Here is an 18246-nt window from a genome sequence, read left to right as displayed (position 1 = left end):
TTCGGCATACTGCGCGTCGAGCCGCATGAATCCTCAGAATTTTATCCTGCAGTTTATTGATTTATCAATTATTCTTTTCAGTGAGCAGAAGCATGAGCGATCCACTTAGGCAAATTACTTCTTCCAGTGAAACTGATGGCACTGTCAGGCGAATATGTGAGATGGTAGTAATGCCTCGGCTGCTTAAAGTGCTAGCGTCAGTTGTGGGAATCTGTCCGCTGAGGCAGACCTGATTCGGTAGTTTTTTGCAAATAAACGGGCAAGTCGGACTTTCTCTGACCGCTTGAGCCGTTGACGTTTTTGCTTGAAGTCCCTAGGGCTAATCAACCAAGTTAAGCGTATCGACAATATTTTGAGAAAACTCTTCCCCCGTTTGTTGGTTATCGCGTAACCAGATTCTTACGAGTGCCTTCATAAGGGATTGAGGCTCACATTTGAGCGAGCGTGTTAATTCTGTGAACCAGTCGTGTGCGTCCAGGCCTTCTACCATATCTAATGCAGTCCTAACTACCTCTTCATTACTATGTAGCTCCGTTGCAAGCAACTTTTGCCCTGCTTGTAGGGAAGTAAGCATGTCACGCAGCATTTGCTCAGGTGACGCGTTTCCGGGCAAGAATAGGTGTGGCCAATTGAAGTTACGGGGCTCTACACGCTTGCGCATATCCCCGTCATATATACCGATTACCTTCGGCCAACCTGTTTGGGAGGCTGGTAGTGTTGAAAGAATCGAATCAATATTTGCGGCACCTCGCGCTTCTATGACCTCGAGGTGGGACAATAGGTCGAAATTGAGCTCGCCTACTAGTGCAAGTGCGAACAGAGTCGCTGTCCTGTCCTCCACTAAGACCATCGCATGTTTTAGCGTAGTCGCGCCGAGCAGGTCGTTCACTTGCACTTTGCTTGGCCCAATGGAGGCCTGGGTTCCGTGTGCACTCTTAGAAATTAAGATGATGTTTCTATTCGGCAGCTTGGCGATAATGGTGGGCGAGTGAGTAGTTAAAATTATCGACAAACCTCTTTCGTCACAAGCTTTTGCAAGAATATCCATCAAAGCTCGCTGGGATCGCGGAGATACGTGAGCTTCGGGCTCTTCAAGAACTAAGACTGAGTTCTTCTCGATCGTTCGCAATTTCCATACTACAAATAGGAGCGCAAGTTCACCGTAGCCCATGCGCTCGCTTCCATAGTGGTGCCCTCCAGCCTCGGCGACGAAATATGGAAAGGGGTCCAGGTCACCATATTCTGTAATTTCGTAGATTAAGCATGAATCGATCTTTTTCCCCAACAAGTACCGGAGTATTTCCAGTTCTTCGTCCTCAAGCTTGGAGGGGCTAAGAGGTTCTAGTAAGTCAGAAAAATTGGCGTCTTCGTTTATTTGCTTATGTGCCAAGTTGACAAGATAGGAGGGTTCGAGCCAGTGGAATTCTGCTTGGAATTTGTCTCCTTCAGAATTTCGTACTCCGGCAGCGTCTTCGCGAACAATTATTTTTTTTTGACCCGTTTGATCGACGACGGTCCCTTCAAGCTCGCTGTGTCGCAGTCTCGTGTGGTGCCCTACGCCAAGGGGCATCTCCGGATCTGCTAACAGCTCAGAAACCGCGGCGAGTAATGCTGATTTACCCACACCATTCCCGCCCACAATGGCACAAATTCCCCGTGGGATAGACAATTCATTATCTGCTATACATAGGAGTTGCTTGAACCCTATAGTTTCAAGTCGGGTAGGATAATTCCTAGCAAATGTACGACGCCAATGGTCATTAAACCGAGCACTTCGCAGACTCATGCTAGATCTCCCCAACCATTTTCGATTAGCCGTCGAGCGACCGAATCGTCCTCCGGTGGTTGGTTGCTATTTGGATCGTAAGCGAACGCTGATAGGATCGAGTCGATGTCGGGACGCGCTGTGTTTATTGCATGCGCACGTATGAACTCATCGAACACCAACCACAAGGTCGCGTCACGGAGTAACACTGAAGAAACGTCTGCGACTCGGGCCGTCGACCGACTTACATATACGTTAAACAACCACTCGGTCGAAACCGTCGAACTAACACGCTCGGAGTGGGATGAGCCAAGTAAGCGAGCTTTTTCAAAATATTCCATGAAATCTGCGAGCGTTTTGGCAGACATCCAATCGTAATCACGCGTTAAACATCGAACTGTGAACAGCAGCCAAGTGGAAAGAGTCGCCTTGTTGAACTTCATGTCCACCATGAGATGTTCTCGAGTCTTGCCAAATAATTCCAGCGCCTCATGGATTAATCGCGTCGTCTCGGGGGTCAGGGGAGTCTCTGATCGATAGAGTTCAATTAAGTCTGAGGACTTCACTTTTATGTCCAAGGATCCTCGCTCTAAGAACAATGCAACGCGAGATAGAACGTCGTCGTATGCCATCCTTGAATTAGAAAATCCGAGAAAGTCCTTGCCTAGACCCATTTCATTGAGGCCTTCTACCAAGCTCTTTATTTGAGCGCGGACAGGTCCAAAAAATGCATTTCGCTGTTCTGCGCCTGTAAGGCTGGTCGGTTGATTCAAACGAAAGAACAACTCCCCCGGTTCTCCAGGGCGATAATCAACGATTCGAAAGAGGCGGATTGTGAACTGGTTAAATCTCCTTCTCCACGTTTCTGGCAGATCTCGATACTTGCTCCCGTGAAGGGGGGTTAGTCCATCGTCGAGAGGTTCAATCGTACCGTCTAGCGCAAATTCGCCATCGACAAAGTCTCTGATAGCAGCTAGGCGTTGCTGGCCGTCGAGTACCTCTTGTTTACGTGTTTGCACGTCTTCGATAACGTGAATAGGTGGTACGTGCCAATCACGCAGGACGCTATCGACCAGGCGCTGTTTCTTTGCGCGAGTCCAAACTTCCCCCCGCTGGAAATCTGGTTGTAAATCGATATCGCCGCTCTTGATGCGTGAGACGATAGTTTCTATATCGGGGTCGGACGGTAGCAGGCGCATATTTGAGTCTCTTATCGATCATTGCGTCGAACGGCGGGTCACAGCCTTCATACTGTCTCTTCATGTATTGATACCAGCGTCGAGCCGCGACAGGCGGGGCATTGGCTACCGAAACTAACGTCTATCACTTTATGGACGCCATTCACGATAAAGCCTCACGGGGTAATCGTTGACAGATAGAAAGTCCTACAAACTGCCATCTAATTCATACCTATGAATGTCCCCCAAGCTGCATATCCTGAAATGTTCACATCGCTTACTGATGAGGTTTCAAAGTAACTGGAGACAGAATCAGCCATGCCGCCATTCTAATAAAAGTACCTTATTTTATCTATGAGTTAAGAAATGTAAAGTCACGGAAATGCACCGTTTGACTAGCCGAGGTTAGTCCTCAATTAGACGGGCTTGTTATTGACGTGCTGCGACAGGTTCCTGATCCATTGAGACCGGGCTGTTGGCGTTCACTGTGCTGGTTCAACTGCTGCGCGAAGTCCGACGCATTACGAGCGTAGCCGTCTACTCGCTCCATGGTGCTATGGAACAACGTCACTTCGTATACCAGCAGTCCGCTTACGTATCTTCGGACACTTGGCGATTTTGGTTGACGCCTTTAGGTATAGTCGGGCCGTAGCTGCCGGTACGACTGTTGCCGATGTACATGTGCTGGCGGGGAATAGCTCTTTCGCCGTTGAGAGTGACACCGTTGGCTTCTGCTTGCATACGGACGTAACCCCTAAGCATTTTCTCACTGTATTCGTACCATCCGCTTCTACCTGCTATTGGCTTAAGGATCGATCCGTATACCGTTGTGCGCAACTTTCGCAAATAGTCCCCGTATTTGCTGCGATCGACAGTTGGTCGGTCTAAGCGCTTTGAGATGACATGTTCGTAAGAAGAAAACATTGATTTCGAGTCGCGGAATAGATCGTCTCCGTCTGCAGTTGACCAGACTATGTCCTCTAGTTCTGGAGGGCGATATAAAACAGCCTTCATATAAGGCTTTTTTAGGTCTGCATTGGTTTCTTCCACAGCTACTCTTAGGCCTGTGTGGAACTCATCCCATCCAAGCTTTGGGTCGTCCGAATTTGAGTCGAAGGCAGCCCATAGCATTTTTTCGACGATTAGATGTATATAGTATGGATACCCGTCACTGATAAGTGCAATCCGCCAGTTCACATCGTCGTCCAGTTCGAAATCAAACGCGGATGCAGCTTCCTGGACTATCTCTCGGCGGCCCTCAAAACCTAAGCGCATAAGTTCGAAGGTGGCCAATTGACGATGGGTTGAGGGATGGGCACCTAGCAATTCTTGGCATGAAGGGCCCACGCCCGTGATGAAGAATTTTAGGTTGATGGATTGATCGCCAAGCTGCTTTAGTAAAGAAGCAAACTTAGCTCGCTCGTCGACATTTTTAATCATGTCGAATTCGTCTAGCACGACAGTAGGTTTGTCTGAATGCGCTGCCGATGCCTGTTTAAGAAGCTCAGACGCGTCGCCAATACTTTTGACTTGGCCTATCAAATCGGTAGCGCTAATTTCGTTGGTTGAAGACCACTGTAAGCCTCGAAACGAGATCGAAGCTGTTTCTCTTTTGTTTTTACTTTGTACCTTTGACCGACCCAAAGCTTGTACTGCTATATTGGCAATGATTGACTGAAAGGTATCGTCGGGGGATCCAGAGACAAATATTGGCTCAGCGTCCGAGCTTTGGTATTGATATGCTGCGGTGGCAGCTAACGAACTTTTTCCTACGCCACGATCACCATAAACAAAAATGTGGCGTCCTGCGGCATACAGAGCTCTTTGAATTTCTTCAAGCTTTTGGTCTCGTCCCTTAAGATGCTCGACAGAGCGTATCGGCGTGGCGGCATTGACGACCATTGCGACCTTTTTTCCGAAGTCATCTTTGGAATAACCGGAAACTCCCATTCTAATCTCCGCTTTCAGGGCCAATCGATGATTCTACTGGCGTACGCCAACACTACGAGCTTAATGCTGGCCTTTGCTTGTGCACATACTACCCGAGAGGCACTAGCGTTAGGAGCATCCGAAGTTTCAAAAATCCAAAAATTTTTTTGAGGGACTTGGCCGGCCCAATGTGAAAACCCGTGTAGAGAAACTTACCCCGTCACTCGACGCATCGACCTCGGCCCCTACCTGGGAGCGGTAGTAAACGAGTGTCGGCAGGAGCAATTAGTACGCTCACACTTAGCCTCAGTCGTGGTGACACCATGGTGACAAACGCGGAGGTGGGGCCAGTCTGGGTCAAAGACGTAGTTAGGTCTCGCAGGAGCGATGATCGCTCAATATTTATCGTTAAAAATCAGGAGTTTAAATGCAAAAACCTACCCGCAAGGATAGGTTTTCGTGAGATAATATGTGAACTTGCTCAAGGCAAGTGGTGACAACAAGAGTCACCGGACTGGCACGAAGCCCCGGCACATAAGTTCTTGTATTAAAGCAAGAATTTTGGTGGAGCGGAGGAGGATCGAACTCCCGACCTTCGCATTGCGAACGCGACGCTCTCCCAGCTGAGCTACCGCCCCGTTTAGTCGACAAATATAGCATATCCGGCGGCCTCCTTGTGGCCGATGAAGGGATTCACCATGCTTCTGAAATCCGGTCGGAGTCTTGCCGCGGACGGGGTTTTGTAGTATCAAACCATGGGGCTAGCCTTGCTAAATTACACAATAAAAAGGCTTTTTTATTCTATCGCCGGTGGCCACTGTTGCGCGGCATGAAGGACTCGCAAGATGCGCACGAAGAACGGATCCTCTGTGTAAACAACGACATAATTGCCCCACACCACCATTTCGCGCGTCCCAGGGATTCGACCGCAACGATATAACCGGGGATACTCTCGCAAGCTCGCGGCTTTGGTTTCTATGTCGTCCTTTAAACGTTGTGCAGCATCCAGGTTATCGTCCGAAATGTAGTCGACAATTGCCAGCAGGTCTGCGCGGGCAAACTCGGTCCATTCAACTTCTGGCACGGCGCTTCCGGTCGATCAGCGCTTGTACCTCGTCCAGTACCTGCTCATGCGGTACAGTCTGTTGAGTGTTCGCCAGCGCCTCGCGGACTTTGGTAGTAAACCACGCATCATGTGCGTCTGGATCAAAGGTCAGCCCTGCCGGTAGCCCTCCCTCCTTTACCACGCGCGTCAACAGGATGCGTACAGCATCCGAGATAGACAACCCAAAGCTGGCGAGTGTCTCGGTTGCATCTGCCTTGAGTTTTTCATCTACACGGACGTGCAGCATGGATGTTTGAGCGGCCATCGTCGCATCTCTCTTGATTGGTGATGCTTCAATTATGTATCTCAATCGAGATGCATTCAAGAGCTGCATGGTACTGTCCATATGATATTGCCCTTTCCTCAGCTATCTATTGAGAGTCAGACAAGCTCGTCTGACGGACTCTAGACATAACGTCAATGGCAAAAATATAGCTTCAGCACACCAAAAACCTGGATATTCGACCAGCATAAACCTCGAATCGGACTAATCCCGCAACGTCTCACCTCCACGCCGTGGGACACCTCATTCGAGATTCAACGTAGCGATCACCGGTGCGTGATCCGAGGGCTGTTCGTTCGCGCGCGGCGCTTTGTCGATGGCGCAGGCGGTGCACTGCTTGATCAACGGCTCGGACAGCAGAATATGGTCGATCCGCAGACCCGCGTTGCGCCGAAAGCCGAATTGCCGGTAATCCCACCAGGTAAAGGATTTTTCGGGCTGCTCGAATTTGCGGAATGAATCGGCCAGGCCGAGATCGATCAGTGCGCGAAAGGCCTCGCGTTCCGGCTCTGAGACCAGCACTTGACCCACCCATTTGGCGGGATTGTGCACGTCTTCGTCGGCAGGGGCGATGTTGTAGTCCCCTAGCAAGGCCAGGCGCGGATAGTTTTTCAGTTCTTCCGCAACCCAGCGATTCAGATGCTGGAACCAGTCTAGTTTGTAGGGATATTTTTCGGAATCCAGCGATTGTCCATTGGGGCAATAGGCACAGATGACGCGCACGTCGCCGCCCGGCGCGGGCAGGGTGACGGCCAGTACGCGCTGTTGCGGGTCGTCCATCGTCGGGATGTTGCGCACCATGGCAGAGCCCGTTTCGCGCGAGATGATTGCGACGCCGTTATAGGTTTTTTGCCCGGCCCAGACGGCTTGATAGCCGAGCTCGGTGAAAGCGTCCAATGGAAACTTATCGTCGGTGAGTTTGAGTTCTTGGAGGCAGAGGGCGTCGACGGGGTTGGCTGAAAGCCAGTCCAGGACTTGAGGCAGACGGACTTTCAGGGAGTTGATGTTCCAGGTGGCTAATTTCATTCCGTATCAAAACTCTTTTTATTTCAACTGTTTGGCGGGTTTTTGCGCCTTGATTTTATGGGCTTGCCTAGTAGTTGGCTACCCAAACTCAAGGCGCGGCAACAGGTTTCTGCGTGCCGCGTCTACGCCATAGTATCAGCGGTTCTGCAGACCGATCTCTGCTGCTTGAATTGTTCCCGCCACCAAGGGTCTTGATCGAAAGAAATTACGGCTATGAATATTCCATCCGCCGCCTGACGAACTGAGTCAGGGAGCCGGCATTGTCGTTTCCGGCAACCCTGTGCAATGCGCATAGATTTCGCCGGGGTGGGTAAACCACACTTTGTCGCGCTGCGGATGATTGACGATGTGTTGCAGCGCGCGGCGCAAGGCGCGCAGCCGGTAGGGTTGCCCCACGATCATGGCATGCAGAGCCAGGCTGAATACCAGCGGTTGCTTTTCGCTCTGCTCCAGCATTTCGTCGAACTGATCAATAATGGCCTGGCTGAAATCATCCGGGCTTTGATGGCGCACGAGCATTTGCGGAGAGTCATTGAGTTCAAAGGGGTAGGGCACGGACATGATTCGCCCTTTACGCGTTTTCATCCACAGGGGTTGATCGTCTGCTGGCCAGTCCATGACGAACTTGAATCCCGCTTCGTCCAGCAGGTCCAGGGTAGAGGGGGTCACCGACATCCATGGCGCCATCCAGCCTGCCGGAGCCTGGCCCCAATGTTTTCGGATGTCGTCGCGCACTTCGGCGATGAAGCGGGCCTCATCGGCTTCCCACATGCCGGCGTGGCGCTCTGCGTTGGTGCGGCCATGGGCGATGACCTCGTCGTTGCGCGCCTTGATGCGTTCCAGGATCTGAGGCGCATATTCGAATAAGGTGGTGTTGATCAGGTGAGACGCCGGCAGCTGCAGATCGTCCAGCATGTCAAAGATGCGCCAGACGCCGACCCGGTTACCGTAATCCGACCAGGCGAAGGCACGCTGATCCGGCGCCGGCAGTGGCACTGACAGAGAATGGGACAACCCGGCACCGAAGGCGAAATGTTCGATGTTCAGCCCGATAAAGAAGGCCAGGCGCTTGCCCTCTGGCCACGTGTAGGCAGGGCGTTCTGTGATCGGGCGGTAGGCGTAACGGTTGTGGTGAGGCAGTTGCATGAGAGTTCCTTTGGGAAGAGGACTGCATCGAACAAAATTCGGTAGCACGAGTGTACCAAAATTGGTTATGATTCCAATATAGCGACAATTCAGCGTAAAACGGATGACCCAATGAAGCCCGGCAAATTTACGTATTACGAACCCAGTTCCGTCGAGCAGGCGGTCATGATGCTGGCCGATGTGGCGGATCAGGACGGCCGCATCCTGGCTGGCGGCCAGACCTTGGTGCCTGCGATGGCATTGCGTTTCGCGCAGCCGGCCTATCTGATCGATATCAACGGTATCGCCTCCCTGCAGCAGCTTGTCGCCGAGGGGGATACCTTGAAAATCGGTGCCTGTGTTCGCCATGCGGCTTTTCATCAGCCGGTCGTTGATGGGCCGCTTGGCGCATTGCTCAGTACTGTCGTGCGCCATATCGCGCATTTGCCTATACGCAATCGTGGCACCTTCTGTGGGAGTCTGGCGAATGCGGATCCGGCTTCTGAATGGTGTCTGGTCAGCGTCACGCTGGATGCGACGATGCAGGTACGTAGCCAGGACGAGGCACGGCAGGTGCCGGCCGCNTCGTTTTTCCTCGGTTACATGACGACAGCGCTGGCGGCCAATGAGCTGTTGGAATCGGTATCGCTGCCGATGCTGTCTCAACACTGTTCCTTTGGTTTCGAAGAAGTCAGCCGGCGTGCGGGCGATTTTGCTCAGGCGATGTCTCTGGTCGTGGTCGAGCATGACGGCGATCGCGTGCGCAATGTCCGGATTGGTTTGGGCGCGGTCGAGACCACGCCTCGCCGGATGACCGATGCCGAGGCCATGATCGAGGGCCGGTCCGTGACGCAGGACCTCATTGACGCCGTTGCCCAGCGTGCCAGCGCAGATGCAACCCCCTCCGATATCAGCGAGGAGGGGCAGCAGTATCGACGCCATCTGGTCAATACCGTCGTTCGTCGAGCGTTGGCAAAAGCATGCGCCCGTTTCCTGGCCACGAACAAGGGGGAATAAATCATGGACAAACTCGATATAACGCTCAATGTAAATGGCGAGATTCAGGATCTGCGGGTCGAGCCTCGCCAGAGCCTGGTGGATGTGCTGCGCGATGAATGTGGCCTGACTGGCACACATATCGGCTGTGAACACGGCGTGTGCGGCGCTTGCACCGTATTGGTTGACGGTGATCCTGTTCGTGCCTGCCTGATGTTTGCGGTACAGGCGAACGGGCGAATTGTGCGCACCGTCGAAGGTCTGGCCTGTGGTGAGCAGCTGAGTCCTTTGCAACAGGCCTTTGTCGATCAACATGCGCTGCAATGCGGTTTTTGTACGCCGGGGTTCTTGATGCTGGCCCAGGGCATTCTGGAGCGTAACCCGCACATCAGCGATGCGGAAATCGTCGATGCCTTGTCTTCCAATCTATGCCGTTGTACGGGCTATCACAACATCATTGCCGCAGTGAAGCAGGCGCGAGACATCTTGAACAAAGAGGGCCATCATGAATGCGCGTGACTCCACCATGGTGGATCCCGGTACCGGCGCGATCGCTCAGGGGGCAGAGACCGCGGATGCGGTGATCGGCAAGTCGGTCACCAGACTGGAAGACGACGCGCTGGTGCGAGGCGAGGGCTGCTTTGCCGCGGATGTGAATTTCCCGCGTCAATTGCATATGCGGGTGGTTCGCTCCGAGGTGCCGCATGGCCGCGTGCGGGATGTCGACGCGAGCGAGGCCTTGCAGATCCCGGGCGTTATTGCGGTGTGGACCGGTACGGATGTGGCCGATATTCCGCCCATTCCATTTCGTGCCACGACAGTCCAGGGTTTGGAGCCGTACTGCCAACCCATTCTCGCGCAAAGCCACGTACGCTACGTGGGTGAGCCCGTCGCCGTTGTCTTTGCGACTGATCCCTATGTCGCAGAAGACGCTGCCGCACTCGTGCGCATGGATATCGAGCCGTTGCCGGCATTGATGGATGCGCGTGACCCGCCGCAGGAATTCTTGCCGGGGTTGAATACCGAACCTACCGTGATCCGCAAAGGATACGGCGATTTGGAATCGGCTTTCAGTGCTGCGTGGGCCGTCGTGTCACTCGATTTGTCCATCGGTCGTCACAGCGGGGTGCCATTGGAATGCCGAGGCGCTATTGCTCGCTATGACGCGTCTCGGGATGTGCTTGAAATGCATGGCGCGGCCAAGAAATCGCACTGGAACCGCGACGAAATGGCAAAGATGATAGGCCGCGCGCCCGCGACGGTTCATCTGTATGAGGGCCATGTAGGTGGCGGATTCGGTGTGCGCGGCGAGCTTTATCCTGAAGACGTACTGGTTTGTCTCGGCGCATTGCGTTTGCGGCGGCCAGTGAAGTGGATCGAAGACCGGCGCGAAAACCTGTTGGCGACGAATCACTCGCGCGAACAGTACCACTCTATCAATGCCGCTATCGACGAACACGGGCATATTCTGGGAATACGCAATCGCTTTTTCCATAGCCAGGGCGGTTATGTGCGCACGCACGGGCCGCGCGTAGCGGATATGTCTGCGGGACTGTTGCTGGGACCGTACCGCGTTCCGGCCTATGAGGTCGCTGGCCATTATCGATTGACGAACAAGACGCCTGCCGCGACATATCGCTCGCCTGGGCGCTACGAAACCAGCTTCGTACGCGAGCGGCTGATGGATGCCATCGCTGCGCGTACCGGGATTGATCCCGTCGATATCCGGCGCCGTAATCTGATCGACAAAACAGAGATGCCGTACACACGTCCGCTCGATGCGTTGGGGGTCGATGTGTTGCTGGACTCTGGCGATTACGCGGGGCTGCTGGACAAGACGCTGTCGCGCGTAGACTGGAAGGCGTTGCGCGAGAATCTGCATGCTCGCCGTCAGGCCGGAGAACGTGTCGGCCTGGGCTTGGCCATGTTCGTGGAAAAATCCGGCTTGGGGCCCTCCGATATGGTTCGCCTCACGGTCGATCGTGGGGGCTCTATCGAGCTCGTTACCGGCGCAGGCTCCGTAGGCCAAGGGATGCAGACCGCGTTGGCGCAGATCTGCGCGCACGAGCTGGGTGTGGACTACCGCAAGATTCGCGTGATCAAAGGCCGCACCGACCAGATCGAGTTTGGTAACGGTGCCCATGCCTCGCGCGTCACGGTGATGTCAGGATCTGCCACGCAGATCGCGGCGAAAAAAATCCGTGCCAAGGCTCTTGGCATTGCGGCGGCGATGCTGGGCGTTGCGGCAGACCGGTTGTACGTGCGTGATGGGGTGATCAAGTCGCTGGACGACGATGAAAAGCCTGGCGTCACACTGGCGCAGGTGGCGTCTTATCTGCATCCCAGTCAGAAAACCAGCAATGGCCATGAGCCCGGTCTGTCCGCGGAAGGCTGGTTCTATAGCGAACACATGAATTACCCGTATGGCGTACACGTTGCCCAGGTCCGTCTGGACGAAGGAACAGGGCTGGTGGATATCGAACGCTACTGGGTTTCGTATGACGTGGGCCGCGCCGTCAATCCGAAAATGATCGAGGGGCAGATCGTCGGGGGCCTGGCACAGGGGCTGGGCGGCGCGCTTTATGAACAGTTCACCTACGACGCCAATGGGCAGCCTCAGTCGACGACGTTTGCCGACTATCTGATGATCACGGCGCATGAGATGCCTCCGGTCGATGTCCTCATTACCGAAGACGCGCCCAGCCCATTGAATCCTCTGGGCTTGAAAGGCGCAGGAGAGGGTGGTACCAACGCCGCAGGCGCCGCGATTGCCGCGGCCATCGACGACGCACTGGGCATGCCCGGTACGGTCAATCGGCTGCCGGTATTGCCTGAAGATATCTTGCGTTATCTCACCCAAGGTCGATCGACGCAGACACAACGTGACGCAGCCGCTGGCAATGCGGCGGACTCCAAGTAAGGGACAAGATGCAATTCACGAATCATTTCCAGGTATCGCTTCCACCGGAGGAGGCATGGCCGCTGCTGATGGATCTGCCGGCGGTGGTTCCCTGCATGCCGGGGGCGGAGATCGTCGAGCGTATTGATGAGCGCCGTTTCAAGGGCAAGGTGTCGGTCAGGCTGGGGCCGGTCGGTCTGGTCTTTTTGTGTGATGCCAACTTTACCGAGATCGATGACGAACGTCGGCGGGCAATCGTGCAGGCCGAGGGCGCCGACGCGAAGGGGCGCGGTACTGCACAGGCCAGCATTCAGTTTCATTGTCAGCCTAGCGCCGCCGGGTCGGAGATTGTGATCACCACGGACCTGACATTGGCAGGCGCAGTGGCGCAGTATGGCCGCGGAGCAGGGCTGATTCAGAACGTGGCCAACCAGATCGTGGCGCAGTTCGCTCGCAATCTCGAGGCGCGCATCAAGCAAATCAAAGAGCACGAAAAGGTGTATGGCGTATCGGGTCCCCCTCGTCAGGAGGAGACTGCACCGGCCGCCAGTATGTCAGGTTCTGCCGTGGGCGAGACCGCATCTCGCGCGGTCGCGACGGAGCCTGCTTATGCCCAGGGTTACCGCGATGGCTTTGGCGCCGGGTTCAATGCCGGACACGCTGCAGGCCTCGCCGCAGCCGCCGCGTTGCAACGATCCGGTCTACCGCCTGCAGGGACACCTGGCGCACTGCCTCCCGTCACGCCTGCCAAGCCGATAGGCGGCATCTCGCTCATCTTTTCGTCGCTGTGGGCCACCGTTCGAGGGTGGTTCGGCGGCCGTACGCATTAATACAAATCATGGGCTGCGAGTCGTGCAGCCAACGCTATCAGGAGTGTCATTCATGTCGATCAAAAAAAGCACGGTACTTACCATGCTGAGCGCAGAGGAGATCGAGCGCTACTATGCGTCGGGCCATTGGCGCGATCAGACGATTTATGCGGCCGCATTGGCGCAGGCGCAGCGTAATCCGGATAGTTATGCGATTCGAGATGGCGCGAATCGGCTGACTTACAAAGAATTGATCGCTTGCGCGGATGCGCTGGCGATACGTCTGCACGATGCAGGCGTGCAGCCTGGTCAGCGTGTGGGTCTGTGGACCGCCAGCCGCGTAGAGACCGCAGTGGTGTGGTTGGCATGCTCGCGCAATGGATATACCTGCTGCCCTTCATTGCATCGCGATCACACGGTCGGGGATGTCAACGTATTGATGCGCCGGGTGCGCGCCGCGGCATTCATCGGCCAACAAGGCTGGGGCGCGGACGTCGCGCGTCACGACATTTTTAAAATGTTGGCGGATCTGGAAAATCTGAAGCTGGTGATTGATCTCGCCGATACGGGATCGGGGGATTTGCTGGCCTCGAGAAAGGCTGCCACCAGCGACGTACAGGCCGGTGCGGTCGATGTGCCTGTCTGCACGGATCCGAATCGCGTCGTGTACTTGGCCTTTACCTCGGGCACGACCGGCGAGCCCAAGGGTGTCATGCACAGCGATAACACCTTGCTGGCCAATGCCCGTGCCATTGCCCATGATTGGAATTTTGGGCCTGCGTCTGTGTTGTATACGATGAGTCCGCTCAGCCACAACCTCGGCTTGGGTGCCATGATCAGCGCCTTTGCCACGGGTGGCGAATTGGTGGTGCACGATCTGGCTCGTGGCGCGAGCCTCGTTGACCGGTTGATTGAAACCAATACGACTTTTCTCTTTGGCGTGCCGACGCACGGTATCGATATTTTGAATGAGCTACGCCAAAGGGGCCTCAAAAAACTGGGCCGCCTGGAGGGCTTTCGGATTTCGGGCGCCTCTGCTCCGCCAGAGGTGGTCGCGGGCTTGATCGAACACGGCGTGAAGCCGCAAAGCGGCTACGGCATGACCGAGGCTTGCTCGCATCACTACACGCTTCCCGACGATAGTGCCGACCGGATCATCAACACCTCTGGCCGCGTGTGCTCCGGCTATGAGGTACGTATTTTCTCCACAGAGGATCCGGATACTGAGATCGGTCCTGACCAGATTGGCCAGATTGGCGGGCGAGGTGCCAGCCTCATGCTGGGCTATTTCGATAATCAACAGGCCACCGAAGAATCGTTCAACGCCTCTGGCTGGTTCATGACCGGTGACCTGGGTAGGCTCACCGAAGACGGCTATCTGGTGATCACCGGCCGCAAGAAAGACCTGATCATTCGTGGCGGGCACAACATTTATCCGGCCAAAATCGAGAACCTGGCCATGCAGCATGATGCCGTCGCTCGCGCCGCGGCACTGCCTGTGCCGGATTCGAGAATGGGAGAAAAGGTCTGCCTGGCTGTCATGTTCAAGCCCGGCCGGTCTGTCGATGCGGATACGTTGCTGGCGCATTTGGACGAGGCGGGTTTGTCGCGCTATGACATGCCTGAGTATTTCATCGCATTGGATGAAATACCCCTGACAGCAAGCGGAAAAATGTTCAAACGCGGGCTCGTCGACGACGTACGCGAGGGGCGTTTGGCAATCGAGCCTGTCCGCTTCAAGGCGAGCGCGACGGTGGCGTCATGAGCCAGCGCGATGCCCTGGATCGGCTGCGCCACGAGTTGGCACACCCACCGTTTCATACCGTGTTGGAACCGCAAGCCATCTCGGCCGACGCGGATAACGGCACAGTAGTGATCCGGCTGCCGTACAAGCCCGTATTCGGCCGAGCGGAAAACAGCCCGGAAGTTCATGGCGGGGTGATCGCCGCGCTGATCGATCTGGCGGGGCACGCAGCCGTTGCGGTGCAGATTGGCAGGATGGCCCCCACCATTGATCTGCGCATCGATTTCCTGAGGCCAGCACCTGCAGACGATCTGATTGCGACCGCCCATACGCTCAAGGTAGGCAAGGCCGTATCGCGCGTCGACATCGAGATCCGGAGTCAGCATGACAAGCTGATCGCCGCAGGCCGTGGGACCTTCAGCAGTTTGAATATGAACGCACAGGAGCAGTGATGAAAGCCGTATTGATCCGCGAGTTTGGCCCGGTAGACGCCTTGCGTGTAGAGGAAGTCCCGGATCCCGTGCCTCAGCCCGGCCAGGTATTGATCGACGTCCAGGCGACGGCTGTCAATTTCGTCGACACCCTGGTCGTCACGGGGAAATATCAGTTCTTGCCTGAGCGGCCGTTCGTGCCCGGGAAACTGCCTACGGGTATCGTGCGTGCGGTGGGCGAGGGCGTGACGGAGCCGCGGGTGGGCGACCACGTGCTCACACTGGCCGAACACGGGGGATATGCACAAAAGGCGGTCGTCAAGGCCGCGGATTGTTTCCGTATGCCGGAGGGTTTGCCTTTTGTCGAAGCTGCCAGTATGGCGCTGGCGTATGACACGGCTTGGTTCGCGCTGTGTGACCGTGGCCGCGCCGCAGCGGGCGAGACCGTGTTGGTGATGGGCGCATCGGGCGGGGTAGGCCTGGCTGCGCTGCAATTGGCCAAGGCCTACGGGCTCAAGGTCATTGCCGGCATATCGGGACCTGGCAAAGCCGATCTCGTGACGCAGGCCGGCGCCGACGCGTGGATCGACCTCTCTCGCGACAACCCGCGCGACAGCATACGCGAGCAAGTCTATGCCCTGACCGACGGTAAAGGCGCTGACATCGTGCTGGATCCGTTAGGCGGGGATTATTTTGACGGCGCCATTCGGGCGGTCGCATGGTGCGGACGTCTGGTGGTGATCGGGTTTGCGGCGGGGCGTATTCCCACGTTAAAGGTCAATTACGTGCTGTTGAAGAACATCGAGGTCAGTGGCGTTCAGGTTAGTGACTATCGCAAGCGTACGCCCGAAAAAATGGCGCACTGCATGTCCGAGATTTTCCGACTTTATAGTGAAGGAAAGCTGGTAAAGACGCCGAGCCACACCTATTCCCTCGAATCCGTTGGAGAAGCATTGCGTGCCCTGGAAACGCGTACGGCAGGGGGGCGGCTGATCCTGGTCCCTCAGGGCTGATGCCAAGCTGCCGGCGGGTGCATGGAACTTGCAGCATCATGTGTCTAAAGGGGGGAATGTTCCAAAATTGGGTCAACATTGTATGATCTCAGTCCCTTTCGTCGATGCGTTTGTATGCTCGGCAAGACACTACGGGAGTCAAAATGCCTTCGCAGTATGAAGAAATCGGTCAACGGGTCCGGGCGTTCCGGATGGCCTCGGGGTTCAGTGCCGACGAGGTCGCACAACGTATCGGGATTTCACGTACCGCCCTGTACCGTGTAGAAAAGGGTGATATTGCAAAAATTGATACGTTGGAGCGGCTTTCCGAGCTGCTTGACGTTTCGATGCCCACGCTGATGGGGGTGGGTATCGAATACCTGGCTTCCGCGGTGAGCTATTTCGAGCGTACCCGTCAGCTGGAGGAACGGGCGGATCAGATCATCGTGCTGGCCAGCCCTGTGTCATTCCTGCTGGCGTCGGATGACTTTATTACTGTGCTCGACCAGTCGTTGCGCGAGTCCGTGCCCGAGGATTACCCGCACCGCGCCAAATATATGACTGACGTGAGCCAGGTCATCGACATACTCGCTGCGCGTAAACAGACCTACCGGCGCCGGCGGCCCAGCATCGTGAATTTGATCTCGGCTGATTCGATCGAGCGTTTTCTCAAGATGGGGCTGATGGGGAAACGGGATTTGCCGGAGACAGTGCGCCGGGAACGGCAGGAGAAGGCGCGTGCCGAGATCGAGCATCTGGCCACGCTGCTGGAGGCCGACGATCTGGGCGTGCAAATCGGTTTGGCTACTGACATTTTGCCGCACAACGGATTCCAGATTTTCCGTCAAGCGGAGCGTCGTACTTTGACGATCAGTCCGTTCCGCTTGGGGGAACAGCCCAATATCCGGGTGGGTGTAGCGATGCTGACTTCGGCCCCGGAGGCACTGAAACTGCACGAAAAGATCGTGAAAGAAGCTTGGCGGACGGCAATCAAAGGTGAGGCCGCGGCGGCACATTTGCGTGAGTTGCTTGCGGCAACGGAGAGCGCCACGGACGCTGTAGAACCCGATCCGAAACCCGGCCGAAAGCGCGCTGCGCGTTCGTCGAAATAGTGGCCGCGGTGTCATCGCGGCAGTTTTGCAACTGTATTCAAACACCATATTGATTAGAGCCGCCATGACAACCAATATCGACATCTGCCGTACGGAGCTTGTTCTCGCTAATCGTATTCTGGCCAGGGCTGGCGTGCTGGACGCGTTCGGTCACGTGAGTATCCGGCATCCAGATCGGCCCGATAATTTTCTATTGTCGAAATCGAAAGCGCCTGAGCTGGTGAGCGATGCGGACATTCTCGAATATGACAGTGAAGCTGTGCCCGTGGACGGTGTAGGAGTGCCGCAGTATAGCGAGCGTTTTATCCATAACGAGATATATCGCGCGCGTCCGGATGTGATGGCGATCTGCCATCATCACAGTCCGTCGGTGCTGCCTTTTTGCGTGGCTGGCGTATCGATTGTTCCTGTATATCAGCACGGTGCGTTGATTGGCCGGCATGTGCCTATGTGGGATAGTCGGGACGAATTTGGCGATACGAATCTGCTCGTCACTAACGGAAAGCAGGGGGCATCTTTGGCGCGTGCGTTGGGTTCCGCTTCGATGGTGTTAATGCGGCATCATGGCGCGACTGTCGTGGGTACTGGTTTGCGTGAGCTGGTATTTCGGTCTGTTTCGGCGTGCAAGAATGCGGAGTTTCAGTATCGTGCTATGGCGATTGGGACGGTGACGGGGCTTACTGATGGGGAGATTGAGCTTGCTGCTAAAGTGCCGCCGGCGGCTATAGATCGGGCTTGGGATCTGTGGGTGGGGGAGGCGTGATGACGGCCAGCCTATTGGCGGATAGGGATTGAGTTCTATTGGACGNCGANGCGGGGCAGTGACCGCGTTGGCGCTTCACGGAGTCGGTC

The 18246-nt window shown here is 55.5% G+C and carries 16 protein-coding genes, 1 tRNA gene and 1 pseudogene; 10 read left to right on the top strand and 8 right to left on the bottom strand.

Annotation, left to right across the window (positions count from 1 at the left end; translation table 11 throughout):
• Window positions 1–319: 319 nt before the first annotated feature.
• The 8 genes from ACNA0J_RS18210 to ACNA0J_RS18175 all read right to left on the bottom strand — a co-directional run bounded on the left by ACNA0J_RS18210 (window position 320) and on the right by ACNA0J_RS18175 (window position 8432).
• Window positions 320–1786, bottom strand: coding sequence for an ATP-dependent nuclease (locus ACNA0J_RS18210; RefSeq protein ID WP_415820261.1), 1467 nt, complete (start codon window positions 1784–1786; stop codon window positions 320–322).
• Window positions 1783–2964, bottom strand: coding sequence for a GmrSD restriction endonuclease domain-containing protein (locus ACNA0J_RS18205; protein WP_415820260.1), 1182 nt, complete (start codon window positions 2962–2964; stop codon window positions 1783–1785). The genes ACNA0J_RS18210 and ACNA0J_RS18205 overlap by 4 nt, the downstream gene beginning before the upstream one ends.
• A gap of 570 nt (window positions 2965–3534) precedes the next feature.
• Entirely contained in the window at window positions 3535–4893 is a 1359-nt protein-coding gene (locus tag ACNA0J_RS18200; RefSeq protein WP_415820259.1) for an ATP-binding protein, read from the bottom strand.
• Window positions 4894–5434: 541 nt separating this feature from the next.
• A tRNA-Ala gene (locus ACNA0J_RS18195) sits at window positions 5435–5510 on the bottom strand.
• Between the two features lie 158 nt (window positions 5511–5668).
• Complete coding sequence (locus ACNA0J_RS18190; RefSeq protein ID WP_415820258.1) at window positions 5669–5956, bottom strand: type II toxin-antitoxin system RelE/ParE family toxin; 288 nt, start codon at window positions 5954–5956, stop codon at window positions 5669–5671.
• Window positions 5943–6242, bottom strand: coding sequence for a type II toxin-antitoxin system RelB/DinJ family antitoxin (locus ACNA0J_RS18185; RefSeq protein ID WP_415820257.1), 300 nt, complete (start codon window positions 6240–6242; stop codon window positions 5943–5945). The genes ACNA0J_RS18190 and ACNA0J_RS18185 overlap by 14 nt, the downstream gene beginning before the upstream one ends.
• A 261-nt stretch (window positions 6243–6503) precedes the next feature.
• The gene (gene xth, locus ACNA0J_RS18180; protein WP_415820256.1) at window positions 6504–7286 is read right to left on the bottom strand and encodes an exodeoxyribonuclease III; all 783 of its coding nucleotides are present in this window, start codon (window positions 7284–7286) and stop codon (window positions 6504–6506) included.
• A 246-nt stretch (window positions 7287–7532) separates the two neighbouring features.
• The gene (locus ACNA0J_RS18175; protein WP_415820255.1) at window positions 7533–8432 is read right to left on the bottom strand and encodes a polysaccharide deacetylase family protein; all 900 of its coding nucleotides are present in this window, start codon (window positions 8430–8432) and stop codon (window positions 7533–7535) included.
• 111 nt (window positions 8433–8543) lie between these two features.
• On the opposite strand from ACNA0J_RS18175, the pseudogene ACNA0J_RS18170 reads away from it, so the two are divergent.
• The 10 genes and pseudogenes from ACNA0J_RS18170 to ACNA0J_RS18125 all read left to right on the top strand — a co-directional run.
• A pseudogene (locus tag ACNA0J_RS18170) lies at window positions 8544–8995 on the top strand (FAD binding domain-containing protein); the annotation flags it as partial.
• Window position 8996: 1 nt separating this feature from the next.
• Window positions 8997–9428 (top strand): FAD binding domain-containing protein (locus ACNA0J_RS18165; RefSeq protein WP_415820254.1); only part of this gene is annotated, 432 nt, incomplete at its 5' end.
• Between the two features lie 3 nt (window positions 9429–9431).
• Entirely contained in the window at window positions 9432–9926 is a 495-nt protein-coding gene (locus tag ACNA0J_RS18160) for a (2Fe-2S)-binding protein (RefSeq protein ID WP_415820253.1), read from the top strand.
• Window positions 9913–12327, top strand: a complete 2415-nt coding sequence (locus ACNA0J_RS18155; protein WP_415820252.1) for a xanthine dehydrogenase family protein molybdopterin-binding subunit — start codon at window positions 9913–9915, stop codon at window positions 12325–12327. The genes ACNA0J_RS18160 and ACNA0J_RS18155 overlap by 14 nt, the downstream gene beginning before the upstream one ends.
• Before the next feature lie 8 nt (window positions 12328–12335).
• Window positions 12336–13136 (top strand): SRPBCC family protein, encoded by an 801-nt coding sequence (locus ACNA0J_RS18150; RefSeq protein WP_415820251.1) that lies wholly within the window; start codon window positions 12336–12338, stop codon window positions 13134–13136.
• 52 nt (window positions 13137–13188) lie between these two features.
• Window positions 13189–14880, top strand: a complete 1692-nt coding sequence (locus ACNA0J_RS18145) for a class I adenylate-forming enzyme family protein (RefSeq protein ID WP_415820250.1) — start codon at window positions 13189–13191, stop codon at window positions 14878–14880.
• Window positions 14877–15311, top strand: a complete 435-nt coding sequence (locus tag ACNA0J_RS18140; protein ID WP_415820249.1) for a PaaI family thioesterase — start codon at window positions 14877–14879, stop codon at window positions 15309–15311. The genes ACNA0J_RS18145 and ACNA0J_RS18140 overlap by 4 nt, the downstream gene beginning before the upstream one ends.
• On the top strand, window positions 15311–16303 hold the full coding sequence (locus ACNA0J_RS18135; protein ID WP_415820248.1) for an NADPH:quinone oxidoreductase family protein: 993 nt from the start codon (window positions 15311–15313) through the stop codon (window positions 16301–16303). The genes ACNA0J_RS18140 and ACNA0J_RS18135 overlap by 1 nt, the downstream gene beginning before the upstream one ends.
• A 143-nt stretch (window positions 16304–16446) precedes the next feature.
• Window positions 16447–17394, top strand: a complete 948-nt coding sequence (locus ACNA0J_RS18130; RefSeq protein WP_415820247.1) for a helix-turn-helix domain-containing protein — start codon at window positions 16447–16449, stop codon at window positions 17392–17394.
• 64 nt (window positions 17395–17458) lie between these two features.
• A complete protein-coding gene (locus ACNA0J_RS18125) occupies window positions 17459–18157 on the top strand; it encodes a class II aldolase/adducin family protein (RefSeq protein WP_415820246.1) in 699 nt (232 codons plus the stop codon).
• Window positions 18158–18246: the final 89 nt, after the last annotated feature.

It is taken from the genome of Bordetella tumbae, from assembly GCF_965139195.1.
GTDB classification, from domain to species: domain Bacteria; phylum Pseudomonadota; class Gammaproteobacteria; order Burkholderiales; family Burkholderiaceae_B; genus Bordetella_A; species Bordetella_A tumbae.
This window is presented reverse-complemented; position numbering and strand designations above follow the sequence as displayed.